Origin of the sequence: Clostridium cellulovorans 743B, from assembly GCF_000145275.1 — a bacterium.
GTDB lineage: Bacteria > Bacillota > Clostridia > Clostridiales > Clostridiaceae > Clostridium_K > Clostridium_K cellulovorans.
This window is the reverse complement of the sequence record NC_014393.1, coordinates 582711-606846: the sequence shown is the minus strand read 5'-3', so window position 1 is coordinate 606846 and position 24136 is coordinate 582711. Positions and strand designations below refer to the sequence as shown.

Annotated in this window: 21 protein-coding genes and 1 pseudogene; 11 read left to right on the top strand and 11 right to left on the bottom strand. The window is 29.1% G+C overall.

What is annotated here, in order from left to right:
* Positions 1 to 296 precede the first annotated feature (296 nt).
* Together CLOCEL_RS02550 and CLOCEL_RS02545 are read left to right on the top strand one after the other, a co-directional pair.
* On the top strand, positions 297 to 1874 hold the full coding sequence (locus CLOCEL_RS02550; RefSeq protein ID WP_010074967.1) for a hypothetical protein: 1578 nt from the start codon (positions 297 to 299) through the stop codon (positions 1872 to 1874).
* Between the two features lie 171 nt (positions 1875 to 2045).
* Positions 2046 to 2756 (top strand): polysaccharide deacetylase family protein, encoded by a 711-nt coding sequence (locus CLOCEL_RS02545; RefSeq protein ID WP_010074968.1) that lies wholly within the window; start codon positions 2046 to 2048, stop codon positions 2754 to 2756.
* Between the two features lie 126 nt (positions 2757 to 2882).
* Here CLOCEL_RS02545 and CLOCEL_RS02540 read toward each other — a convergent pair whose 3' ends face one another.
* Together CLOCEL_RS02540 and CLOCEL_RS02535 are read right to left on the bottom strand one after the other, a co-directional pair.
* Positions 2883 to 3296 carry a CGGC domain-containing protein gene (locus tag CLOCEL_RS02540; RefSeq protein WP_010074969.1) on the bottom strand — a complete coding sequence of 138 codons (414 nt, stop codon included), beginning with the start codon at positions 3294 to 3296 and terminating at the stop codon, positions 2883 to 2885.
* A gap of 360 nt (positions 3297 to 3656) precedes the next feature.
* Entirely contained in the window at positions 3657 to 5408 is a 1752-nt protein-coding gene (locus tag CLOCEL_RS02535) for a methyl-accepting chemotaxis protein (RefSeq protein ID WP_010074970.1), read from the bottom strand.
* Between the two features lie 428 nt (positions 5409 to 5836).
* On the opposite strand from CLOCEL_RS02535, the gene CLOCEL_RS02530 reads away from it, so the two are divergent.
* The 3 genes and pseudogenes from CLOCEL_RS02530 to CLOCEL_RS23840 all read left to right on the top strand — a co-directional run bounded on the left by CLOCEL_RS02530 (position 5837) and on the right by CLOCEL_RS23840 (position 6774).
* Positions 5837 to 6103, top strand: a complete 267-nt coding sequence (locus CLOCEL_RS02530) for a hypothetical protein (RefSeq protein WP_010074971.1) — start codon at positions 5837 to 5839, stop codon at positions 6101 to 6103.
* Positions 6104 to 6121: 18 nt separating this feature from the next.
* Positions 6122 to 6601 (top strand): annotated as a pseudogene (locus CLOCEL_RS02525) (carboxylesterase family protein); the annotation flags it as partial.
* Complete coding sequence (locus CLOCEL_RS23840) at positions 6538 to 6774, top strand: alpha/beta hydrolase family protein (RefSeq protein WP_157629731.1); 237 nt, start codon at positions 6538 to 6540, stop codon at positions 6772 to 6774. The pseudogene CLOCEL_RS02525 and the gene CLOCEL_RS23840, both read left to right, overlap by 64 nt.
* A 172-nt stretch (positions 6775 to 6946) precedes the next feature.
* Here the strand turns inward: CLOCEL_RS23840 and CLOCEL_RS02520 are convergent, their stop codons facing one another.
* A complete protein-coding gene (locus tag CLOCEL_RS02520) occupies positions 6947 to 8392 on the bottom strand; it encodes a sensor histidine kinase (protein WP_010074973.1) in 1446 nt (481 codons plus the stop codon).
* 354 nt (positions 8393 to 8746) lie between these two features.
* Between CLOCEL_RS02520 and CLOCEL_RS02515 the strand changes: the two genes are divergently transcribed.
* On the top strand, positions 8747 to 10213 hold the full coding sequence (locus tag CLOCEL_RS02515; RefSeq protein WP_010074974.1) for a methyl-accepting chemotaxis protein: 1467 nt from the start codon (positions 8747 to 8749) through the stop codon (positions 10211 to 10213).
* 147 nt (positions 10214 to 10360) lie between these two features.
* Here the strand turns inward: CLOCEL_RS02515 and CLOCEL_RS02510 are convergent, their stop codons facing one another.
* Positions 10361 to 12034, bottom strand: a complete 1674-nt coding sequence (locus CLOCEL_RS02510; protein WP_010074975.1) for a methyl-accepting chemotaxis protein — start codon at positions 12032 to 12034, stop codon at positions 10361 to 10363.
* Between the two features lie 616 nt (positions 12035 to 12650).
* Here CLOCEL_RS02510 and CLOCEL_RS02505 point away from each other — a divergent pair.
* Positions 12651 to 12920 carry a CD3324 family protein gene (locus CLOCEL_RS02505; protein ID WP_010074976.1) on the top strand — a complete coding sequence of 90 codons (270 nt, stop codon included), beginning with the start codon at positions 12651 to 12653 and terminating at the stop codon, positions 12918 to 12920.
* Between the two features lie 126 nt (positions 12921 to 13046).
* Positions 13047 to 13694: a class I SAM-dependent methyltransferase gene (locus tag CLOCEL_RS02500; protein ID WP_010074977.1), complete on the top strand. Its 648-nt coding sequence runs from the start codon at positions 13047 to 13049 to the stop codon at positions 13692 to 13694.
* Positions 13695 to 13866: 172 nt separating this feature from the next.
* Here CLOCEL_RS02500 and CLOCEL_RS02495 read toward each other — a convergent pair whose 3' ends face one another.
* The 4 genes from CLOCEL_RS02495 to CLOCEL_RS02480 all read right to left on the bottom strand — a co-directional run bounded on the left by CLOCEL_RS02495 (position 13867) and on the right by CLOCEL_RS02480 (position 20214).
* Entirely contained in the window at positions 13867 to 15957 is a 2091-nt protein-coding gene (locus CLOCEL_RS02495) for a methyl-accepting chemotaxis protein (RefSeq protein WP_010074978.1), read from the bottom strand.
* A gap of 580 nt (positions 15958 to 16537) precedes the next feature.
* On the bottom strand, positions 16538 to 17815 hold the full coding sequence (gene guaD, locus CLOCEL_RS02490; RefSeq protein ID WP_010074979.1) for a guanine deaminase: 1278 nt from the start codon (positions 17813 to 17815) through the stop codon (positions 16538 to 16540).
* A 415-nt stretch (positions 17816 to 18230) separates the two neighbouring features.
* On the bottom strand, positions 18231 to 19256 hold the full coding sequence (locus CLOCEL_RS02485; RefSeq protein WP_010074980.1) for a lactonase family protein: 1026 nt from the start codon (positions 19254 to 19256) through the stop codon (positions 18231 to 18233).
* Between the two features lie 199 nt (positions 19257 to 19455).
* Positions 19456 to 20214: a class I SAM-dependent methyltransferase gene (locus CLOCEL_RS02480; protein WP_010074981.1), complete on the bottom strand. Its 759-nt coding sequence runs from the start codon at positions 20212 to 20214 to the stop codon at positions 19456 to 19458.
* Between the two features lie 220 nt (positions 20215 to 20434).
* On the opposite strand from CLOCEL_RS02480, the gene CLOCEL_RS02475 reads away from it, so the two are divergent.
* From CLOCEL_RS02475 to CLOCEL_RS02465, 3 genes are read left to right on the top strand one after another with little or no spacing between them, the layout of a single operon-like run.
* Positions 20435 to 21052, top strand: coding sequence for a TetR/AcrR family transcriptional regulator (locus CLOCEL_RS02475; RefSeq protein ID WP_010074982.1), 618 nt, complete (start codon positions 20435 to 20437; stop codon positions 21050 to 21052).
* Positions 21052 to 21951 carry an ABC transporter ATP-binding protein gene (locus CLOCEL_RS02470; RefSeq protein ID WP_013291595.1) on the top strand — a complete coding sequence of 300 codons (900 nt, stop codon included), beginning with the start codon at positions 21052 to 21054 and terminating at the stop codon, positions 21949 to 21951. The genes CLOCEL_RS02475 and CLOCEL_RS02470 overlap by 1 nt, the downstream gene beginning before the upstream one ends.
* Complete coding sequence (locus CLOCEL_RS02465) at positions 21944 to 22744, top strand: ABC transporter permease subunit (RefSeq protein ID WP_010074985.1); 801 nt, start codon at positions 21944 to 21946, stop codon at positions 22742 to 22744. Before CLOCEL_RS02470 ends, CLOCEL_RS02465 begins: the two co-directional genes overlap by 8 nt.
* A 251-nt stretch (positions 22745 to 22995) precedes the next feature.
* Here CLOCEL_RS02465 and CLOCEL_RS02460 read toward each other — a convergent pair whose 3' ends face one another.
* The 3 genes from CLOCEL_RS02460 to CLOCEL_RS02450 form a co-directional block, all read right to left on the bottom strand.
* Positions 22996 to 23196 (bottom strand): hypothetical protein, encoded by a 201-nt coding sequence (locus CLOCEL_RS02460; RefSeq protein ID WP_013291594.1) that lies wholly within the window; start codon positions 23194 to 23196, stop codon positions 22996 to 22998.
* Between the two features lie 151 nt (positions 23197 to 23347).
* Positions 23348 to 23815, bottom strand: a complete 468-nt coding sequence (locus CLOCEL_RS02455; protein WP_010074988.1) for a DUF2178 domain-containing protein — start codon at positions 23813 to 23815, stop codon at positions 23348 to 23350.
* Positions 23812 to 24021 (bottom strand): helix-turn-helix transcriptional regulator, encoded by a 210-nt coding sequence (locus tag CLOCEL_RS02450; protein WP_010074989.1) that lies wholly within the window; start codon positions 24019 to 24021, stop codon positions 23812 to 23814. Before CLOCEL_RS02450 ends, CLOCEL_RS02455 begins: the two co-directional genes overlap by 4 nt.
* Between the last annotated feature and the right edge of the window lie 115 nt (positions 24022 to 24136).

The window sequence follows — 24136 nt, the reverse complement described above, 5'->3', positions numbered from 1 at the left end:
CTGAGTCCATGATAAGAAATTATCGAGCTATCCAGAAGAGTTAGTTTGAAAAAATTAGCTTTAGGTTTCTTTTGAAGACAGCTTATTAATTATTTACGCGCCAACTTTTTCAATGTATAATATTGTAATATAAGTCTATTTATTGTATGTAAATGTATATATTCAATTTTACCCTATAAATGTCACTTTTACCAATATATTAAGCGTAACTAATGTACTACCTGTTTTTGAGTTTTTAATACTTGTGTCAAATTTTAAATAAGACTAACGATCAAATTTTTATGGAGGATTAAAAAATGAAAAACTTTAAATTAAAAACTTTAATATTAAGCACATTATCAACGTTACTTATTACCTCAATACCAGTAACGGCAGAAACTCTACCTTCTCTTTTCTATCATTCTAATAGTCAACCTATGGTATATGTTGAACCTTCTGTAAACTCACTTTCAATTGTAGGATATTCTGATTCTATACGATTTGATAGAACATCTGATGATTTATCTAGCTTTTTCCGTCCCAATCTTGATAAATTACCTAATAATATATATCATTGGGCAAATAGCAAAGGTGCAATAGCGTATATAGGAACTGTACAATCAGGTTTTGGTGCCGGAAAACCTGGAACATTTCTTGATGGTTCTGATTGGTCATATAATGATTTCTATTTTGGAGGAACTATCGATACCCAAATGAACATAAGATCTTTTTCTGATATTCCTGACGGCTATCATACTTTAAAATTTGTTGTAGTTAATCCTGATTTTAAAGCAACCACTTCCGTAATTACTTCTTCAATAAATCTAAGGGTTTGCAGATTAAGTAAGCATATTTCAAATACTATCTTACCTGTTAACTCTAAATTAATTATTAAACTTCCAAAACCTATTGATCCAAATACTGATTTATATAATTATGTTGATGTCTATTTCAAAGATTCTGGAAACAAAACTGTGATATTACCTACATTAGGGGCAGATAATCAAACACTAACAATTACCCCTATAACTAGTAAGTTTATACAAAATACAAACTATGAACTATTTATTAGTCCTGGATTTAGATTTGCAGACTCTACAGAATCATTTGATGGAACAATTTTTGATTTTACTACCAGCGATAAAGAAGAACTTGCAACTACTAATTTTGATATTTCAAGCGAGCTTGATAAAGCCAATATACTAATTAATTCAGGTAATGCAAAAATCTCTGATTACAACTTATTCGGAATAAACGGTATTACAGAAATAAACTTAGCTGATGTAAATGAATATGTCCAAGGCAAAGATAATAGTACAATAGCCAATCTCCAAAGTAACGTAACTGCAATTAGGCTTCCTATGAATCATGTAAATATGGGCTCAAAAGTAATAAGTTATTATACAGCATTAGGTGCAACAGCAGTTACTAGTGAAAATGTTAAACCTATAAGTTCAGCAATAAAAAATGCAGTGCAACTAAAAGGAAGTAACTTAACAAAAACTGAAATATTTAAAGTAATAAATGATACATTAATTCAAATTAATAATTCAACAATTAGAATAAATAATGGACAAGGCACATTGGCAGATTATACTTTATTAGATATAACAAAAGTAACAGACTTTAATTTATCTGATATAAATGAATATGTAAAAGGAAAGGATAATACTACCAATTCTAAACTACAATCAAATGTAACAACTGTTGTAACTGCTCTTAATAGTATAAATTCTGGTTCATCAACAGTAAAATATTACACTACGTTAGGAATAACATCAGTTAATGCATCAAACATAAAATCTATAAGCAAAGCAGTAAAAAATGCAGCTAAATTAAAAGGAAGTAATTTGTCAAAATCAGAAATACTACAGGTAATTAACTCTACACGTTAAAATGTTATTGCTCGTATATATGTCCACTAGAGAAACTACATTTATTTTTGATATGGTATATAAATTTAATGTAGAAAACTATATAATAAGTAATGTAAAAATGTTCTACTATTGATAAAGTAAGTTTAGAATAAAGATTCCACACGGAGACCTTTATTAAAGGAGGCTAATATGAGCAAAGCATATTTAACAATAGATGATGGACCAACTAAAAATACAAAAGGAATCATCGATTTTCTTAATAGTAAAAACATAAAACCACTTATGTTTTTTGTCGGTGAGAATATCTGTAAAAATAGAGATATTGGAATATACGCAATTCAAAATGGTGCTATCATAGGCAATCATAGCTATTCTCACCCAGAATTCTCTAATCTTAGTCTTGATGAATGTATTTCTGAAATTGAACGCCAAGAAGAACAAGTTAACTTACTATATAAAGATGCAGGAGTCACAAGAGAATATAAGTTATTTCGTTTCCCATATGGAGACAAGGGTGGTAAAAACAAAGATGCATTACAGAAATACTTTAGAGAACATGGTTTTAGTAGAATTGATGACTCTGAAATTAAATATGATTGGTATCATGAAAATAATTTAAATACAGATTATGATGTTCTTTGGACATTTGATTTTGCAGAGTATATGTTGGAGTATGAGCCTGGATTTACCTATGATACTATTCTAAGTCGAATCAATGATGTTAATCCTAAAATAGGTGGCTCCCTATTCGCATCAAATGTACATAATATTATTCTAATTCATGATCATGAAGAAACAGATGCAGTGTGTCCAAATTATTTTTATAATCTGATAAATTATGTTTTGGAGAAAGGCGTTGAATTTGTTAATCCTAAGTTTATAATCTCCTCCTCCAATTAAGTTGTAATCATAATTCTGTTACGTATATATATTTACAGGTAGTCCATTTTGACTACCTGTTTTAGAGTTACTATATAAATAATCTAGTATAATAACACTTTCTTAACAAGCAATGTACTCTAATAATTATTCGTAAGTCTTATATATTTCTTCTTCTCGCTTTCTTGCTGCCCCTTTACTTATATAAGAACCTTCAACTACATTTGTATATCCTTTTTTCGCAATGATATTTTTAAGATATTCTAGATGTGGGCATCTATCATAGTGATAGTTATCGGTTGCCATACATGATGATAAGTGGATCACTACTTCATTTTTTTCTATACTTGTCTTACTTTTTAACTTTTTAGAGAAATGTTCTAATTTTGATGCAATACCTTTTCCACAACACCCCCCACAGGTAAAGGATATATATCTTGTATTTTCTCCATAGCCTGCAAAGACTTCATCCCTATTATAAAAAGCATTAGTACAAGCAAACCCACTACATCTTTTATGAGCAATTTCACATTGAATAATTACAACATATTTAAAATCCATAATCACAACCCCTTCTTAATATTTATTATTAAGGTCTTTAATTATTTTGCATTAAAACTTTTTAAACTTAAATTCATCTGAAGAATTTTAAAAAAACTTTGTTCTACTGGTACAAAGTTTTTAAACAATTATATCCTATAACACCTTTATGTTCAAGAAGTTACACCTATTCATTTTTAATTATCATGCTTCTCAATCCCATAATAGAGGTATTAAATATCTACACCATTATCTAAGTGCTTGCGATTTTCACCATAAAGTCGCATTACATTTTGAACATAAGCTAAAATAAAAACTAAATCTAAAGGTTAATTGCTACCTTTAGATTTAGTTTTCACTTGTTGAAATTATTCTTCTCTTTTAAACATTAAAATTGCTTATAACTTCAGTTAACTTATGAGAGGTTTCTGCTTGTCCTTGAGCTGATTTTGCTACATCTCCAATAGCACCTGTCATTTCATTTATACTATTTAAAATCTCCTCTGAATTAGTAGCTGATTGAGTAGCCGTTGATGATAGATTTTCTATAGCATGAGCAACTTGATCGATAACTAGTTTCATTTGTTTTGACGAATTAGCTATATCACTTGCCATTTCATTAATGAATTCAGCATCTTTCTCATATTGAACACCTGTAGTCATTAATAACTGATAGCTTGGTTTTACTCCTGTTTCAAGATAATCTAAAACTTCTTGTCCACCATTTGATAGATTCCTAAAAGCATCTTCAATTTTATCAACCATAGACTGAATTCCTGATACTGCCTCAGAAGATTGTTCTGCAAGTTTTCTTACTTCTTCTGCTACAACTGCAAAGCCTTTTCCTGCCTCCCCTGCTCTAGCTGCTTCTATAGCTGCATTAAGCGCAAGAAGATTTGTTTGTTCTGCTATAGAACCGATGGAATCTGCCATGATAGTAATTTCTTTAACAACTTTACCATCATCTATTGCCTTTAATATATTGCCACGAGTCCTCTCGTATATAGCATTTCCTTCTTCAATATTTTTTGTAGCCTTTTTCTTAATGTCAGAAGCTCTATTTTTAATTTCTACTGCAGACTTAAAGCTTTCATTAGCTTTATCATTTAATTTTTCTGTTGTATTTCCAATTTCTTCAGTTGAAGCACTAACTTCTTGTGTTGTTGCACTTAACTCTTGAATTCCTTTATTGATTTGTTCCGTAGCTTGATTTACCATATACATTTTTGAAGATACTTCCTCTGTAGTAGCAGATAATTCCTCACTAACAGCTCCTATATCGTTAGAACTCCTTATAGCTTCAGATATAAGTAACTTCATATTATCTTTTGACTTGTTCAATGCTTCAGCAATATTTCCAATTTCGTCTTTGGAATTAATATCTATATCCTTTGTTAAATCTCCATTTCCTAGGTTCTCTGCAAACTTGCCAACTTTCTTCAAGTTCTTCGAAAGACGGATTGATATTAATAATCCTAATATTAATGAAATAATAAAAGCACCTACACTTATTATAATTATAATATTTTTAGTTGTATTGAATATTGACTTGTTAAACTCATATACACCATCAGCTTCACCATCTATTATTAAACTAAGATCATCCAATGCTGAAAATAATCTTTCAATAGTTTGTGAAGCCTTTGAAAGTTGTATTGCTGCTAATGGATAATCTCCTTTTTTAACAGAATCCGCTAGCCTATCTGACATAGTTAAAAACTCTTTTGCTGACCTATCAATTTTTTCTAAAGTGTCTATATCTTTTTGTGCATCTTCAGGACTTTTGAATGCTCTAGCCATTTCATTTGCAGTCTTTATTTTATCAAACGCTTCGTTACCTCGCTTACTTAACTCTCCAACCTCATTAATTAACTGTTCATTTCTACTATCAGTTTTTGATTCATCGTGAGCTAATTCAATTAAATCAGTCTTAATACCTGAATAACTTTCTCTTAGCTTATTAACTTCTTTTATCGTTGCTATATTGTAATCATGTAAAGTAGCAGTATTCATATTAATTAAACTCATATTAAATATACCTATGAGACCTGTAATTGCTATGAAAAATGCCAGTAGAATCACTAGTGCTATTAGTTTTGTTGAAATTTTGAACTTTTTATAAAACTTTATCATTTGTAACTCCTCCATCATAAATTTAAAAATATATTTTTGTGTTACAGCCAACTGATATATATCATTAAATGTTAAGTATTGTAACCTTTAACCATTTTAATTTTACATGTATTTACCAACTACTATAACTAAGTTTTGAATCTTCACCTTTAACTTATCGATCAATTTCGACACTTATTTATATGGTTTTAATAAGTTTTTGAATTATATAAATATTTTAATTAAATTTTTCACTGAATACCTCTTAATTCATTACTTCTGCTATGATTTTTTTAAACTTAATTACCATAAGTAAAGATAAAAATTAAAATTTATATTCATAAGTGAAAGTTCTTATTTTCATAAAATATCTTATATATTTTTTCATTATTGAGTAATTATGTAAACCAAGCTAATATAAAATTAAAAACATTAAGGGGGATTTAAATATGAAAAAAAGAATTATTTATTTATTAATGGCATTTTCTACATACATATCTATTCTATCAACTACAGTATTTGCAGAAACTACTCCTTTACCTGAAGTTCAAAATACTTTTTCTGAAAATATACGAACAAATGGTAGCTTTGGCACTTCAACACTTTTAACTCTTAGAAACAAATTAATTAAAAAAGTAAGATATGTAGATACTCTATTTGATAACTACATATTAGACAAAGATATCACCTATAAAACAGCTATTAATTATCTATGAGAGAATGAAAACTTACTCTTAGATGTATATAGTCCAGATGGTGATGCAAAAAGAAATAAAGCTGTGATAATCTGGGTTCATGGCGGTGGGTTATCCATGGGAAATAAAGATGAACAAGATTGGTTTCATACTATTTATTCTAAATCATTTGCAAAGAAAGACTATGTTACAGTTAATATTAATTACAGGCTAAATCCTAATCCCGATAGCGATTGGAATGGAAGTATGAAAAATGCAATAGAGGATGTAGTATCAGCTATTGATTGGATAAAAGCTAATAGTAAAAAGTATAGTATAGACAAAAATAACATAATACTTGCTGGCTACTCTTCTGGCGCTGAAATAGTAACAAATGTAGTATATGGAACTTATGTTGACGTTTGGGATAGACGAGGCGTATCTGGAGTTGTAGACATTTCTGGGAACAGGCTGTTTTGGGGAAATGCTATCAAAACACTCCTCCATGTGTTATTATTCATGGAACTATTGACGATATAAACCCTATTTCAGCAAGTGAACTTCTTGTAGATCAATTAAAGAAAAGCAATATAAGATGTGAGCTAAATGCTATTGAAGGAGAAAATCATTTCTATGAAAATGATTCTAACAGTTATTCAAAAATAGAAGAGATTATAACTAAATTCTTATATAATAATGTAATCAAAAAATAAGTCTTTGCTATTATAATACAAGTTTTCAATGAAATCTATGGATACATAGCATAAAGAATAGCAAAAACTTCTTCGGTAGTAAAACCACTACTCTGTATATCTATTTATAAAAAATATACACTTTTCTGTAAAGTGTATATTTTTTATACTATTATAAATTTATATAATTTTATCAATAAATATCCGAGAATTGAATACTTACCTTCTCTGTTGAATCACTGATAAGCCCTAACTGAGAAATGTTATTTTCCTTTTCTGTTATCTTATTTGGGAGTTTAATAATAAATTCACTTCCCTTTCCAAGTACGCTATTAACAGATATTGTTCCATTATGAAGTTCAACTAACCCTTTTACTAAAGATAAACCTATACCGCTACCTTCATTCTGCCTCATTGTTGATTTATCCACTTGTACAAATCTCTCAAAGATTCTGTCAATCATATTCTCTGGTATTCCTATTCCCGTATCACTTACAGAAATATATACAAAATTTTCATCAGAAGTTATGCTTATTTTGATTTCACCTCCTGGTTTTGTGAACTTTATCGAATTAGATAAGATATTTAAAATTATCCTTTCTATATTATATGGATCACAGGCAATAATTTTTTTATCAATATTTGTATTAAAATATATCTTTAATCCTTTTTTCTCTACATAATCTCTTATAGAAAAATATGTTTCTTCTAATATATTTATGATGTCGGCATTTATAAGTCGTACCTCAAAACTTAATGAATCTATCTTAGTAATATCTATGACATTCTCAACTAATCTAATAAGTCTATTACAATTTTGCTGTATCATATTTGAATACTTTGATAAAGCTTTAATTGGGCAACTACTGTTTTTATTTGTTACATTTATCATTTGGTTTGCTGTATATATGATGTTAATAGGTGTTCTAAGTTCATGAGAAATATTAGCAAAGAATTCTAATCTATCCTTTTCTAAAGCTTCTAACTTTCTATTTATCTCCACTAACATTTTATTATTTATATATTGTCCTAAAAAATTTGAATAACTATTTATTGACATGATAACAGAGAAAATAGTGCATATAACTACTGAAATAAGCACACCCATCCACGCATTATGTGGTAGCCCTTCAAATCTTACTCTAATTAAAAAACCTATTGCTCCAGCGATTAAAGTAGTAACACTTATTTTGGGTGGAATCAATAATACCCAAGCAAAAACAAAACAAGAAATTATATATGGAGAAATTTGCCCCGATACTGCTAAATTATTTACTGAATTATTTGCACATATTACAACAAAAATAACATTAAATAAGTAATAAGTCTTTTCCAACATTCTGAATATATTATATTTGTCTTTAAATTTATAAAATAATACCCATAGCAAAGAAAAAATTACGGCAAATACATGAAGTAAAAATATGTTCGATAATTGTTTAATATCATTTTTTCCTAGTACTATATCAAATATATCGATTACAATTTGAATAGAAGAAAATATAAATACAGCTACAATAGGTTTGTTAGTTCTAGAAACATTTAAGTTTATCCTCTTTTTTTCAAATTCAATAATTTCTTCCTTGGTTAATCCACTATTTTCTATAATAAATATAAATTTTTTTATTTTTCTAAGCATATTATTCTCCTAAAATATTCTCTACAGCTATAATATACCATATCTTTAAAAAAATATGTATTAGTTTGAGAAATTTGTTATATTAATAAATAATACTATTCCTTATATGTGTTTTTTAAATATAAAACTATGCATATTTACCTAACATTACTGTAAATACGCATATATTTTATAGTTAAAAATCTTATATTTTTAACTTTATGTTATAAAATATCCTAACGAATTTAATTTTATTATCAAATTACAAAAGTTATCTTAGGAGGCAATAATAATATTTTTATTTTAAGAGTTAATTTTAGATTTTACAGTTCATATAATTGTTATATAGTAATAAGAATATTTAGGAGAGAGTTATTGTTTCATAAAAAAAATAAAGTAGTAAATGTTCTCAAGGTTATTAATAATGTCCAAGTTTCGGATAATACTACCGATGATAATTTACAAACTAAAGACATTACTGGTGGTAATGGATTTAACACTTTTTTCAAGCACTTTAAAAAATACTATTCTTTCATTATTGAGATTGGAAAAAACAACTTTTCTTTAGCTTCAAAATTAAGTAGTTTTAATGTAATATTACATCATCGCTCTCAGCTTATAAAAGAAAAGTCAAAGGTTGTTGCTGAAGCAGCTCAATCAACATTGGCAGCAACGGAAGAAACTAATGCTAGTATTAACGAAGTTACCAATGTTTTAGCTAAGTATACAACAACTTCTGAAAAAGTTGCTGAAGAAACAAAAAAGTTATTAGAACTTAATGCACAAAATACTTGTAATTTAGATGATGCTATTTCCACCAGTAGTAAAACAATACTGAAATCAGAAGAGTTAGTTGAAACTATGGAAAACCTGCAGTTAGCCCTTAGAGAAATTAATTTTATAGTTAATGGTGTACATCAAATTGCTGAACAAACAAACCTTTTATCCTTAAATGCATCTATTGAAGCTGCTAAAGCAGGGGATGCTGGCAAGGGTTTCGCTGTTGTTGCAGATGAGATTCGAAAACTTGCAGAAAATACAAAAGAGAAATTACAAGCTATGAATGAATTTACTAATAAAATTTCTTTAACCACAAAAGAAAGCCTTGCTAAAGTGCAAGATACAATATCTTCAGTAACTATAGCAAACAAAAAAATTACTGCTGTTCATAAATCCTTTGATTCAAGTAATGCTAAGTTAATAAAGGTAGCTTCTGATGTAGATGAGTTTTCAACTTCTATCACTGATATCATGGCTTCCGTTGAGCAAATTAATGCTGCAATGAGTATGATTGGAAGTGACGCAGAAAAGTTAACAATAGAATCAAATACTCTTGAATACGAGGCTAATCAACTAAATTCTTTAGGTGAACAAGCTAATGACGCCATTGATCTTGCAAAACAAATTACTGCTAGTACAGGTAATCTATTTTCACATAGCCTATACCAACTAACAAATGAGGATTTTAAAGCTTACCTACTAAGTTCTATAAGTAATCATAAAAAATGGGTTAATGAACTACACCGTATGTCTCAAACTAATACAATTGAACCTTTACAATTAGACGGAACACAATGTGCTTTTGGTCATTTTTACAACTCTATCAAACCATATAACAAAGAAATTCATCCTATTTGGGATAGTATAAACAAAGATCACCTTGATCTTCACGATATCGGTCATGATGTTATCAATGCAATAAAGAAAAAAGATGATGCAGATAAAGAAAAGAAACTTCAACTTGCAGATAAACTTTCTAATAGCGTTATATATAAATTACAGCAAATACTTAGAATCCTCAGAGATAATCCAGACATTATAATTTTTTCAGAATTAAATTAATCTATTTAATGAATTTATACTAAGCAATTTACTAAATTTTTAATCTTATAGTAGTAGAAGCCAGTGGATTGTTTTACTCTCCACTGGCTTCTACTGTTACTTAAAAGTTATAACTTTAACATTTCAAGACATTAAGCTTATTCTAAACTACTCTAAATTAAAGTGCTTATTTGTTTCCTCAAATTTTTTAACTTTATCATTTAAGTTAAAAATACTGCGATTAAGATTTTCAATATCTTGTAATTCTTGAACAGTTGTTGCACTTATTTCTTCAACTGCTGCTGCAGACATCTCAATTATAGATGAGATATGCTGAATATTTTGTAATACCTCTTCTTTATGGTAAGAGATTTCATTAATAGCCTTAGCCTCAGTATCAGTATTATCTATGACACTATCAATGCTATTTTCAATTACCCTTAGAGATTGTTTTGTATCATCCATAGTTTCAGTTGTTATCCTCATAGTTTTATCCATAGCATCCATAGCATTTCTAGTAGTCATTATGACATCTACAATATCTGAAACAATCAATTGAATCTGATTTGCTGCAACACCACTAGCTTCAGCTAACTTCCTAATCTCCTCAGCAACAACTGCAAAGCCTTTTCCTTGTTCCCCTGCCCTAGCTGCCTCTATAGCTGCATTTAATGCTAGTAAATTTGTTTGTTCAGCAATTGTAGTAATGGTAGTTAAAATACTACTAATATCACTACTTTTTTCACTTAAAACAAAAATATCACTATTAATCTTTTTATTCTCGCACAAGTTACCCTCTATTGCTCCCTCAAGCTGCTGAATTTGAGATATACAATTATTTGAACTATCTTGCATCAATACCACGCTTTGTTTTGTTCTCGATACATAATCTATCATTTTGTCTAATAAACTAGATAAGTCTTGAGTTATTTTTAGAGATGTCGCTACTTCGTTAGCTTGATCAGTTGCACCATTTGCCACTTCTTCAATTGCCTTAGTAACCTCTTTAGACGAATTTGCAATCATCTCTGAATAACTTGTCAACTGTTGGGATTCGTACATAACATCATCACATATTTTAACTGTATCCTTGATTGAATCTCTCAAATTATTTACCATGATACTAAAATTCCTAAACAGTACTTTAAATTCACCTTTATATCTATCATCAAATTTTATATTTAAATTCCCCTGTGCAACTCGCTGTGTTAAAACCACTAAATCATTTATCGGTTTTACTACATCTTTAGAAATGATTAAAACTACGAAAGTAAATAATATCACAATAACAATGGCACTAGCTAATTGAATGTCATGTTGAAGTTGTAGTTTTTTCTCACTAGTTTTTTCTAATGCAACAGTTACATCATTTGATCTTTTAAGAAGTTCGTTGCTATTCTCCTTGATATACTGTAGTGCACTTTCATCTTGATTTAATAACACCTTATCTGTGGCTTTTTTAAACTCTATCCATATTTCATTAATATCAGCTGCATAAACCTTATCATCACCTATATCTGATATTGTTACCTTTTCTCCTGAAGCGGAAGTAATTTCACCACCATATAAAAAACCTGATAGAGTCTCATCATACAATGCTACAGAAGCTGATAATTCTTTCTTTACAGCCTCAATCTCTGTCCCCTCTAATTTATCCTTGGAAAAAAGTAAAAAAACATTTTTACTTATTCTTTGAGATAACATTCTCTCACGTCCAGCAACATTAATGAGCAATGCATCATTCTTCTGCAAACGACTTACAAAAAAACTTGAACTGATACTTATTAAACTTAAAACTACAATTAATGATATTGATAAAATCAATTTAGTTTTTATTTTCATAGAACTTCCCCCTGAAGTTATAATAATCTAAGAAATTATCCCTATAATATCATAATTCACAGCGGAATACTCGATGTAAGTTTTGCCATTGATTAATTATATACAATTAGACTAAGGTATATATGTTTTGATTAAAAATGTACACGGCTTTTATCAACGTGATATGAATAAGTGTAGAAATATTATTCAAAATTATATATATCTTTTAATTAAAACTCTGCATTGATTCCATCAACAATATATATATTTAATATAGAAATATTATTGGAGCTTATATAATAAATATTTTACCTTAGAAATAAAATGCAAATCCCAATTTATTAAGTTATATAATTTATAATTCTTTTGTGGTAAAATTAAGGTGTTGTTGATAAAGATTCCTTTTCTTTATTAATACCTTTTCTTATTACTAAAAAATATACAGTATCCCAAAGTAAGGAGGACGATTTTATGGGTAGACCTGCATTTTATGCGTAGCAGAGGCTATTGCATAAATAAAATATGATTTATTTCTATAAAAAATTCTATTTCCAAAATAGGTTTTATTATAGAATAAAACTATCAAATAGCCTTTGCTCAATCCTTAAAAGTTTAAATATTATTTAGGAGGAGCATAATGAGCTATATAAAGGCAACAGACGTTTTACCAGAAGAAATATTATTATTAATCCAACAATATGTTGATGGTGAATATTTATATATTCCAAGAAAAGAAACAAACAAAAAATCTTGGGGTGAAAATACTAATAGTCGAAAGGAACTTTCCTTGAGAAATTCCAACATATACAATGATTATCGTAAGGGGTTGAACATCAAAAACCTTTCAAGCAAATATTTCTTATCTGAAAAAAGCATACAGAGAATTATAAGACAATCTAATAGATGAACTTAAGTGCTTTATATCCTAACAGGGTATGAAGCATTTTTATTTCTCATTTATGTTTGAGATATATTTAGTATACTCATCATGCTAGACTATATATATATCAAATACAATAAAGGAATGATAGATATGAGTTTAGAAGAAATGAGTTCTTTTTTTACTAAAAGGGTTGAAGATTATGATAATCACATGATTAATGAAGTTGAAGGTTGCAGAGACGGCTATGAAAAAATAGCGGAATTTGTCCCATCAACGACTAACAACTTGTTAGATTTAGGTTGTGGAACAGGTCTTCAGTTAGAAAAAATATTTAATAAACTTCCCAACCTTAAAGTTACTGGCATCGATATTACCAAAGCCATGTTAGATAAGCTAAAAGAAAAATATGAAACTAAAGATTTATACTTGATAAATGCAAGCTATTTTGATTATGATTTTGGCATTGAGGTTTATGATACAGCAATCTCATTTCAGACACTTCATCACTTTTCTCATAAAGATAAGAGGACTTTGTTTGAAAAAATATATACAACACTTAAAACTAACGGTTTCTACATAGAAGGTGATTATATGGTACAGTCACAAGAAGAAGAAGATTTTTATTATGCAGAAAATAAAAGACTTCGTGAAGAAATGGGAGTTATGGATGGCTTTTTTCATTATGATACTCCTTGTACTATTGAAAATGAGATTAACTTGTTAAAATCTGTAGGCTTTTCACAAGTTAAAAAACTTTGGCAAAAAGATAACACAGTCATTTTGGTAGCTAAAAAATAATCTCTTCCACTCTTTTTTAGTTGAGAAACTCATGATTATAAATCATATATGCAAGAAACCTAATTAACAATTATGCATACGTTAATTAGGTTTCTTTTCTATTTGATGCTATATTAAATTTTCTTCAATAATCTAATTATAATTCTAATCTATTTGCTATAATCTAATTTTATTATATCTTAAATCTATTTACCATTTCATTAAGTTTTTCTGCAAGGGCAGCTTGATTTTGTGCTGTTGTTGCTACTTGTTCTATAGCTTTTGTAGTTTCACTTATACTATCTTTTATTGTTTCAGCTTCCAATGCTGATTTTTGTGCAATTTGTGCTGTATTTTGAACTGCTTCATTTACTTGCCCTATTGTAGATGTAAGTTCTTTTGACATAACAGCTATCTCATCTGACATTCTTGTTACAAATTCTGAATCACAATAATACTGCTGTCCAATTTTCTCCATAGTCTCTAGTTGAGGATCCACATTCTCATGAATAAAGTCTAACACTTCCTTACTATTGTCTGAAAGATTTCTAAATGCAGCTTGCACCTTAGTAATAGTGCTTTGAATATTAGAAACTGCTTCTGCTGATTGCTCTGCAAGATTTCTAACTTCATCAGCTACAACCGCAAAGCCTTTTCCTTGATCTCCAGCCCTTGCAGCTTCAATACTAGCATTCAGTGCAAGTAAATTTGTTTGCCCTGAAATCCCAGCAATAGTCTCTGCCATTAGTTTTATATCTTCAACTATTTTTCCATCCTTTATTGCTTTTAACCCATTTTCTTTTTTCTCATTGTACAAGTTTCTTGTTTCTTCAGCTGATATCTTTCCTTGTTTTTGTACTTCTTGTGCTCTTTCTTTTGATTGGTTTGCACTATTATTTCCATCTGTTGCTTTATCAGCTAAAAGATTAACACTAAAATCCACCTCTTGAATAGATGCACTTATCTCCTCTGATGCAGAACTAGTTTCTTGAACATTATAAGCTATATGCTCTACTGCATTTTCTATTTTATCAGCTTTTACAGTAAGTTCTTCTACTGTAGCTGAAAGCTCTTCACTGGAATCACTAATGCTCTTAGATTTCTCTAATATTTGCTTAATAAGTCCAACGAATTCTCCTCTCATATTGTCAAAAGCCTTAGAAAGTTGTCCTATTTCATCCTTCGATTTTAATAAAGAATCTAATTCCTTATCATGTGTTAAGTCAAGATTCTCTAATTTTTTCATTATTGCTGTAATTTTAACTATAGGCTTTGCAATGATGTTCCCAAGACCAAAAGCAACTACTCCAGATAATACCATTCCCAATATGCTAAATAGTCCAATTATTTTCATAAGCTTATTAGATTGAGCTAATATCTCTGATGAAGGAGCTGCCACCGCAAATATCCAACCATTTGAAAGATGTGTAAATGTTAGATTTTTATTTATATTTTTATATTTATATGAACTTAACTTCTCAGAAACTGAGCTTTTATTCATATCTTCTGTAATTGATTTGAATATTCCATTTTCTATAGTTCCAAAATTTTCATTCATACTAAACTCTGGATGTGACAAAACATTGTGCTTTTCATTTAATAAAAATGCATACCCTGTATCATAAGCTTTAGTATCTTGTACAATTCCTTGAATACTCTTGAAATCAATATCCATACCAACTATACCAATTGATTTTCCATCTTTATAAATTGGTACCACATAGGAAATCATCTGAACATTTATATTAGAATTTAAATATGGATCTAGCCACACTGGTTTTCCAGCATTAACTGGTATGTAATACCATCCCACATGTGCTGTATCACTTGGATCATATTTGCTAAAATCTGTTGGAACTAGTTTTTCAAATTCACTGTTAGCATTTGGTTTAGAGTAGAAAACTCCAGATGTTGGTGGAGTAAGTTTTGGATTAAACCTTATGTAAAATGTCATAGCCCCTTCTGTATTTTTACCAAAGGCTTTAGCTATTTCTTCAATACCATTTTGGTAGTTTTGCAAATAATTCAAATCAGTGCTAAACTTATTCACATCATCTAAATTTTCAACAACAATATCTCCTAAAGTGTTTACTGATTGCTCAATATTAGAAATTGTTCCGTTCAGTTCATTGGTTTTCTTCTCACAAATTAATGTAAGCTTCTCTTTTGAATTTGTCTCAGCAACGTTTGTTGAGTTTGTAATGCTTATAGATCCGATTAATAATGCAATTAAAACTGAACTTATAACTATTGCGAAAAATATTTTAAATTTTATACTTTTCATAAAATCCCCTCACCCTACTTGATAAATAAAATTAATTTGCACATGTTTTAAAATTTTTATATCTTTGCCTCCCCTTCTTTGAATAAAGTTCAATATATGTAATTTAATGGCTTTGATATATGTAAATAGAACTTACTTTTTTCCTTAATAAATTTTATCTTAAGTATTATAAGTAAGCTTTCAATAATAAAATATTTTCTTAGAACTTTCCCAATACTTCACATAAATCAATATAATAATAAAAAAGTCTAATTCAAGAAATTATTAGCTATATAGCATAAAAATCTTTGCCTCTACAGTTAAATTATCGAAATTTTAAACGTTCCCTTTACACTAATAGAACATTTATGTGATATTATTCATATATATATTTTTAATGTAAAATATGCTAGTATAATTAAAATCTTTAAATTTATTGTACAATTATACATTTGATTGCTTGAAACGTCAATATTTCTAGACCTTTTCTAAATATTTTCCTTGCATTCTATTATATTTATCTTCAACTTACCAATATTTTTCTATAATCATCTAATAAAAAATTACACTGACAAGTTTATATCAATGTAATTTTTTAAAGCTATACCTCTTTTCCAAAAACATATCTTGACATAATGTTCTTACTAGAACCTAAATAAATTAAACGTTCTATTCTTTCTTCTATCTTACCTTTTCTTACTTTCCATAAATTATCGTCGTCTATAACTAAAGCATCAAATTCATAACCACCTTCAAAACTGCCAACTTTTCCAAAGAATTTTCCTCCACCCTTTGTCGCTAAATAAAAAACTTCTGGTATAGTAAGTGACATTTCATCTTCTCCATAACACACTTTTCTAAGCTTTGATACTTTCACTGCACAGGACATAACAGAAAGCATACTCAAAGTCTCTCCACCAGCAATATCAGACCCAAGCCCTAATGGTGCATTATTTTTTAATAACTTACTAATTGGTGATATTCCACTTGATAGGTTGATATTTGAGCTAGGACAATGTGCTATAAATACTTGGTTCTTAATGATTTTACTTATTTCTTCTTCCGTTAAATGGACACAATGAGCCATTATTGTTTTGGTTTTTCCAAAAAGATTGTATTTATCATAAACAGCGCCGTAACTTTCACAATCAGGATGTAACTCTCCTACCCATTTAATTTCATCAGTATTTTCAGATAGATGTGATTGAACTGGTATTGAATTATTTATTGCAATATCACCTAAAGCCTTCATTAATGAATCAGAACAGGTTGGTACAAATCTTGGAGTAATTATAGGCTTAACAAATTTATATTTATTATGGCAACTTTCTATCCATTGAATAGTAGTTCTTATTGATTCATCAGCATTTTCTTTTAAAAAATCGGGACAATTTCTATCCATGTTCACCTTTCCAACATAAGAAATTATCTCCTTACCCTCTAAAAGTTCCATTAAAATTTCCGTAGCTTCTTGATGGATTGTCCCAAAAATAACTGCTCTTGTCGTACCTTCAGTATATAATTCATTTACAAATTCTCTATAAACCTTTTCTGCATAATCTTTATTACTAAACTTTGCTTCCTCAGGAAATGTATAAGTTTCGAGCCAAGGTAACAATTCTTTATCATATCCTATTCCCCTTATAGCAAATTGCGCACCATGAGTATGCAAATCTATAAAGCCAGGAATAATCAATCTATCGCCATAATTTTTTATATTGAAATGCTTATATTTATCTGGCAAATCTTTATATACGCCTTCTACATAATTTCCATCAACTACAATATATCCATTTTCAACCATCTCAAAAGAATTGCAAGTTTCAGTATAAACAATATTCCCTTTTAAGATTTTTATAATCTCCTCTGTAGTTTCCATCTTCTCATCCCCTTGGTTTTAATAGATACTATCTGCAACTTGAATATTTATCACTTTATTATGATTTAGATATTTATCATCCTATATTATGTCTCAATAGTTGTTTTTGTCCGTCTCTTATATATTTTTTTCCATACCTTAAATCTTTACAAATGAAACTGTGTCCAAGTTACAGTAATGAACTTTATCTTTTACGATAGAATTTAAGGTTACTATTCTTTTTTAGGTAAAAATAAAAAGTCACCACTAATTATTATGTGATGACTTCATTGCCAAATAAAATTTTATATAGTCAAATTTGTTTAACAAATCCAAACTTATTAATGTTTGTATAATAGCACTTACCAATCCCCTTGTCAACATTCGAAAGAATTCACTATAGAGTATTCTTTACTAAAATTCTGTAACTCCTATTCTATTTTATAAAAGCGATACAGGTAGGTTCACTAACAGCAATTGCTGAATGAAATTTTATTGAACCATCAAAAATATTACGTTTAAAAATGCTAACACTATCACTATGCTCATTAGCTACAAATAAATAGTCCTGCGTTGGTGCTAAAGCACAATCTCTTGGCCACTTTCCCTCAGTGCTAATAATATTAACTAGAGTTAATTTACCACTAACGTCATCTATTGAAAAATAAGCAACACTATTATGGCCTCTATTAGTTATATAAAGATAATAAAAATCCTTGCTCATCACTATAGCTGCACACTGATTATTCTCTACAAAGGAATCAGGAATTGTTGATATATTCTGGATAAGGGTAAACACCTTATAGTCACCCTCGTGCTTATAAACACTGACAGTCGATGATAATTCATTTACCACATATATTAAGTTTAAATCTTTATGAAAAACAAGATGTCTTGGTCCTGAACCTGCTTCACAAAGTAGTCTACTATACTCAATATATTTATCCTGGTGCTTTTCATAAAATATAACTGCATCAATCCCTAAATCAACCACGGAAATCAAAGCATTGTCTGGTGTAGGAGAAACAAAATGGATATGTGCAGCTTCTTGGCGCTTAGGGTTTACTCCATACCCCTGATGTTTAATTGTTTGTTTTTCTTCAGAAACCTTCCCTGCCATCTTCACTGAATGAATGGACATATCTCCTGAAGAATAATTGCAGACAATTAACTCCTCATTATACCTTGCTAAATGGCATGGATCATCACCTTTAGTTAATTGACTTTCCTTATAATGAAGCTTTATGTCGTCATCTAAAAAATATCTTCCAACAGCACCAGCTTTAGTTTCACTAACTACATAAACACTGCTGCTAGGATAATCTACTATCAAATAGGACGGATTCTCAAGCTCATCATAGGTCTTTACTAGTTTTGCTTTTACATTATGCTCATCAAAATCATACTGATAAATACCTGATTTTTCTTTGTTGGTATAACTACCGATTAAAATTTTTCGCATTGCTTTCTCCTGTAATATAAAGATACTAATAGTTTTTCAATATCGTTCAATACTATGTAAAATAACCATTAGTTTTAATCTTTTATCTTTCTACATGTTTTCATTATAATAAAACTCATCCTAATAAAAACTTTAAATTTTAAGCTGTTATTAGAGTATACTATAAGTTTGTCTTCAAATTGTCACAAGCATTGTAGTTCTATAATGACTTTTGCGCTATAATACAATCATGAAATTCTCCACCAATCTGACCACAACACCATGAACCATATTTAATCTCCCTAATAATAAAGTTATTATTCCAAAACAATTCTTTAATCTTATCCTCAGAATGTCCAAAACCACTTTCTGGTGTATCTCTATCCAAGGTACATGAATAATCATCTACAGAATATTTCATCTTCAAAACAGCCTTACCTTCTTCCATCTGTTTCTTTGAAAAATCATTAATTATATTTAAAGCTACAATAATTGTTCCATTTTCTTTTAAAACCCTGTTTGATTCTTTTAAATATGAATTAATATCGTCTATATACATATGTGTAAAAACAGACCATAAAATTACACTGTCAATTGAACTTCTCTCAATAGGTAACTTAATTTCTTGAACTTTTAGCTTACCCTCTTTTGCATAGGCTCCATTATATACATCAAGAAACTGAAAATAAAAGTTTTCCTTCACAGCTGATATGTTCTCTGAACAATATGAAAGAAGTTCTTTGTTATTATCAATGCCTATATATTTTCCTTCTTCATTTAAATAATCTAGAAAATGAATTGCAATTCTTCCACAACCACAACCTAAATCTAATATCTTATCCACAGGTTTAATATTAAGCCAGTTGATAATCTCTTCGGCTTGTGATTTTCCTAAGTTAAAATAATCATCTTTATCTTGAAAAGGCCCAACCCAGTTTCTTATATCTGAATCTGGAATAAATCTTTTTAAATGTATCATTGTATTTCCCCATCACTACTTATGAAAATTTTTACTATATATTCATGCTACTCTAAAATTAAATCAATTTCAAATTAAAGATTTTATCTAAATTTTCACCTTGTAAATTCTAGTCAATGAACTAGAATATAATTAACCAACTAAGTCAATGCCATTGGGATAAAAAATTCTTAATAAAAGTTTCAAATTCTTAGTACCTTATGAATGGAGGTAAATTATTTTGAATGAAAAGTTTTTAGCTTTACCAGAAGAAAAAAAACAAAGAATTATCAACTCTGCTATGCAAGTTTTTTCTAAAAATGAGTATAAAAGAGCTTCTACAGATGATATTTCCGCTTTAGCTGGTATCTCCAAAGGTCTACTTTTCTACTATTTTCATAATAAAAAATCCTTGTATTTATATATATATGAATATAGTGCAGAAATCGCTAGAACCAACATATGTAATGAAAATTATGAAAAAATAGATGACTTTTTTGAACTACTTTTTCATTCTATGAATGCTAAAATGAAAATACTAAAAACAAATCCATATATATACGACTTCTCCTTAAGGGCATATTTTGAAACCGACAAAACTGTGAGAGAAGATATATCTATGTACAATGAAACAGCTATTAATTCTAGCTTTGAAAAATATTTTAAAAATATAAACTTTAATAAATTTAAAACTGAAGTTAATCCTGAACATATACTTAAGATGGTTTACTATATGTTCGACGGATATATGCGCGAACAAGCAAGAACAGGAATGAAAGACTTAGAAATTATTAAAGCCGATATAACTTCATGGCTTCAAATAATAAAAAATAGTGTCTACAAGGAGGCATATCTTTAATGAAAATCATCGAACTTAACCACATAACAAAAGATTACGGAGATGGTAAAGGTGTTTTCGATATATCCTTTTCTGTTGAAAAAGGCGAAGTATTAGGCTTTCTAGGACCAAACGGAGCAGGTAAAACTACAACCATACGTCATCTTATGGGCTTTAGTCACCCAGACAAAGGAAGTTGTAGCATCGATGGTCTAAACTGTACTACTGAATCAGCAGAAATTCAAAAAAAACTTGGTTATCTTCCTGGCGAAATCGCTTTTATGGATGATATTACAGGAATGGAATTCATCAAATTTGTAGGCTCTATGAAAGGTATGAAAGACTACTCAAGAGCTGAAGCCCTTATTAAAAAATTTGAACTAAACCCTAAGGGAAGAATCAAGAAAATGTCCAAAGGTATGAAACAAAAAATAGGCATAGTATGTGCCTTTATGGCAGAACCAGAAATATTAATTTTAGATGAACCAACTAGTGGTTTAGATCCTCTTATGCAAAATAAATTTGTAGAGCTTATTTTAGAGGAAAAAGCAAAGGGTACAACTATACTTATGTCTTCTCACATGTTTGAGGAAATAGAAAGAACTTGTGATAGAGCTGCCATCATTAAAAGTGGAAAGATTGTTGCTGTTGAAAATATATCTACGTTAAAAGAATCTCGTTGTAAAACCTATATGATAACTTTGGAAACTCCACAAATGGCAGAGACCTTTTCAGAAGAACCCTCGATTTCTGATAAGGTAACAAAAGTTGAAAATAACCTTGTAACACTATCAATCCAAGGCGATATAATGCCTTTTATTGAGACAATGACACGCTATAAGGTAGTTAGCCTTAATATCGCAACACTAAGTTTAGAAGAATTATTTATGCATTATTACGGAGGTGCTAAAAATGATTAGTTTTCCATTATTGAAAAGAGAAATTAAAGCTAATTATAAATTACTTCTTATTTTTATGGGTGTACTTACAATGTACGTTTCAATGATTGTATATATGTTTGACCCTAAAATAGGAGAAACTCTACAGGCATTTGAAGAATCAATGCCTGGGGTTATGGCAGCTTTCGGAATGAGCAATATGGGAACGACTTTAACAGAATTTCTAACTTCATACTTGTTCGGATTTTTACTTCTTATATTTCCAATGATATTCGAAATAATTTTATCTAATAAATTAATTGCTCGCTATGTGGATAGAGGATCAATGGCATATATCCTTGCCTCACCTAATTCAAGAAAAAAGATTGCCTTTACTCAAGGTTTATTTTTAATAAAAAGCATTGCCATCTTGCTAACTTATACAATGATAGTTGGAATAGTAACATCGGAAATCGCATTTCCAGGTTCTCTAGATATTCCAAAATATATTCTACTACATGTAGGACTTTTATGCTTGCATATAGCAATCAGTGGCCTAGGCTTCCTTACTTCTTGTTTATTTAATGATACAAAATTCTCCTATGCTATCAGTGCTGGAGTCCCAATTGGTTTCTACCTTATTCAAATGTTAGCAAACATGGGTGGTCACTTAGAAAATTTAAAATATATAACAATTTTTACTTTGTTTGATACAGATAAGCTTATAGCAGGTGATGCCAATGGTATATTTATGATATTAATTTTATTAGTATCAGGACTCATTCTTTATGCTGCTGGAATATGGCAATTTAATAAAAGAGATTTACCATTGTAGTCCTAAAATTATTTGCTCGTTTCCTATAGGCTATATATCCAAATGATAGAACATTATTAAGTTTTAAACTAGCAGTATATACGCCTTATAAAAAATAAGATTCATCAAAAATATAATAAAGTAGCTATATCAAAGGTATCCTTAAACTGTTGATATAGCTACTTTATTTAAAAATTCTAACCTTAAGTTTAAATTTATACTCCCTGACTTCTTATCTTTCTAGCATCTTATAAGAATAAATCCATGCAATTTTATTTTTCCCCTGTAGCTTGTTTTTTATTTTTTCCCATAAGATAAAGCCCAAATATTTCTAAACCAATAGCGATTCCCAAACCTACTCCTGAAACAAAATGAGGTAGGTTTAACGTTTGCTCTAATATTAATGTTGCGGATAGAGTTAAAAGTCCCATTGATAAAATTATATTTCCCTTTACTAATTTTCTTTTTTTCATTGTTTTTCACCTTTTAATCCTTTCTTAACTGTAAAAACTTAAAAAATTACACTTATACTTATGATTTTTCATTCTAAAGTTCAAATTTGCGTTGACTTTATGTCTTTATATAAGATGTGCACTTATTAACAATGCATAGGTTTTTGCATTATTAATATTTTTTATTATAGTAGAAACTGAATATAACGAAGACTACCATAAACACTGCCACAACAACCCATAGAGTCCAAAACACGATTAAGTTGAAAATTCCAGATACCATAAGCCCTAAATAGGCAAGTACTAATATTACAATTGTAGACGCTTGAACTGCTTTCTGATTGATCATTATGTTTCTTTCATCTTGTTCTGAAAGTCTTTTTTGTTTTATTTTCTTTTCATCTTTTAAAACTCTTTTCATTTTGATTATTAATGCTATACCTGCTCCAATTAACCCAGCTCCTATTCCTGTATAAACACCACTTAGAAAGCTTGATAAGTGGCTAGAAAAAAAGAGAGCTAAGCCTAATGTACTTAAACCAAGAACTACTACAACATAGCATAATCCAATTCTTTTCTTTAAAACTTCTTTATAATCCTTATCTGTACCTGTTTGAGACATTAACATTTTCAAAATCATATATTTTCCTCCTCTAAATCAAAAATAAAAATTTCTTCTATTTGCAGTTGAAAGTATTGTGCTATTTTGTGTGCCAATATTAATGATGCATTATACTTTCCGTTTTCTAACGAAATAATTGTTTGCCTAGTAACATCTACTGCATCTGCTAATTCACTTTGAGTAACTTTTCTTTCCTTCCGAAGCTCTTGTATCTTGTTTTTCAATAAAATACCTCCTAACCATTTTTATTTCTTAATAGTTCTCATATATATGTCCAGATAAAAATCTAAATTGCTTGTAGTAAGTTATATACATTTAATGTAATTCCTTTATTGTAAC

Excerpts from the sequence above, each read along its gene's own strand:
- CLOCEL_RS02455 (WP_010074988.1), bottom strand. The coding sequence starts at position 23,815 with ATGATTTTGAAAATGTTAATGTCTCAAACAGGTACAGATAAGGATTAT.
- CLOCEL_RS02495 (WP_010074978.1), bottom strand. The coding sequence starts at position 15,957 with ATGAAAAGTATAAAATTTAAAATATTTTTCGCAATAGTTATAAGTTCA.
- CLOCEL_RS02545 (WP_010074968.1), top strand. The coding sequence starts at position 2,046 with ATGAGCAAAGCATATTTAACAATAGATGATGGACCAACTAAAAATACA.
- guaD (WP_010074979.1), bottom strand. The coding sequence starts at position 17,815 with ATGGAAACTACAGAGGAGATTATAAAAATCTTAAAAGGGAATATTGTT.
- CLOCEL_RS02485 (WP_010074980.1), bottom strand. The coding sequence starts at position 19,256 with ATGCGAAAAATTTTAATCGGTAGTTATACCAACAAAGAAAAATCAGGT.
- CLOCEL_RS02510 (WP_010074975.1), bottom strand. The coding sequence starts at position 12,034 with ATGAAAATAAAAACTAAATTGATTTTATCAATATCATTAATTGTAGTT.
- CLOCEL_RS02465 (WP_010074985.1), top strand. The coding sequence starts at position 21,944 with ATGATTAGTTTTCCATTATTGAAAAGAGAAATTAAAGCTAATTATAAA.
- CLOCEL_RS02540 (WP_010074969.1), bottom strand. The coding sequence starts at position 3,296 with ATGGATTTTAAATATGTTGTAATTATTCAATGTGAAATTGCTCATAAA.
- CLOCEL_RS02520 (WP_010074973.1), bottom strand. The coding sequence starts at position 8,392 with ATGCTTAGAAAAATAAAAAAATTTATATTTATTATAGAAAATAGTGGA.
- CLOCEL_RS02470 (WP_013291595.1), top strand. The coding sequence starts at position 21,052 with ATGAAAATCATCGAACTTAACCACATAACAAAAGATTACGGAGATGGT.
- CLOCEL_RS02480 (WP_010074981.1), bottom strand. The coding sequence starts at position 20,214 with ATGATACATTTAAAAAGATTTATTCCAGATTCAGATATAAGAAACTGG.
- CLOCEL_RS02500 (WP_010074977.1), top strand. The coding sequence starts at position 13,047 with ATGAGTTTAGAAGAAATGAGTTCTTTTTTTACTAAAAGGGTTGAAGAT.
- CLOCEL_RS02530 (WP_010074971.1), top strand. The coding sequence starts at position 5,837 with ATGAAAAAAAGAATTATTTATTTATTAATGGCATTTTCTACATACATA.
- CLOCEL_RS02460 (WP_013291594.1), bottom strand. The coding sequence starts at position 23,196 with ATGAAAAAAAGAAAATTAGTAAAGGGAAATATAATTTTATCAATGGGA.
- CLOCEL_RS02535 (WP_010074970.1), bottom strand. The coding sequence starts at position 5,408 with ATGATAAAGTTTTATAAAAAGTTCAAAATTTCAACAAAACTAATAGCA.
- CLOCEL_RS02505 (WP_010074976.1), top strand. The coding sequence starts at position 12,651 with ATGAGCTATATAAAGGCAACAGACGTTTTACCAGAAGAAATATTATTA.
- CLOCEL_RS02550 (WP_010074967.1), top strand. The coding sequence starts at position 297 with ATGAAAAACTTTAAATTAAAAACTTTAATATTAAGCACATTATCAACG.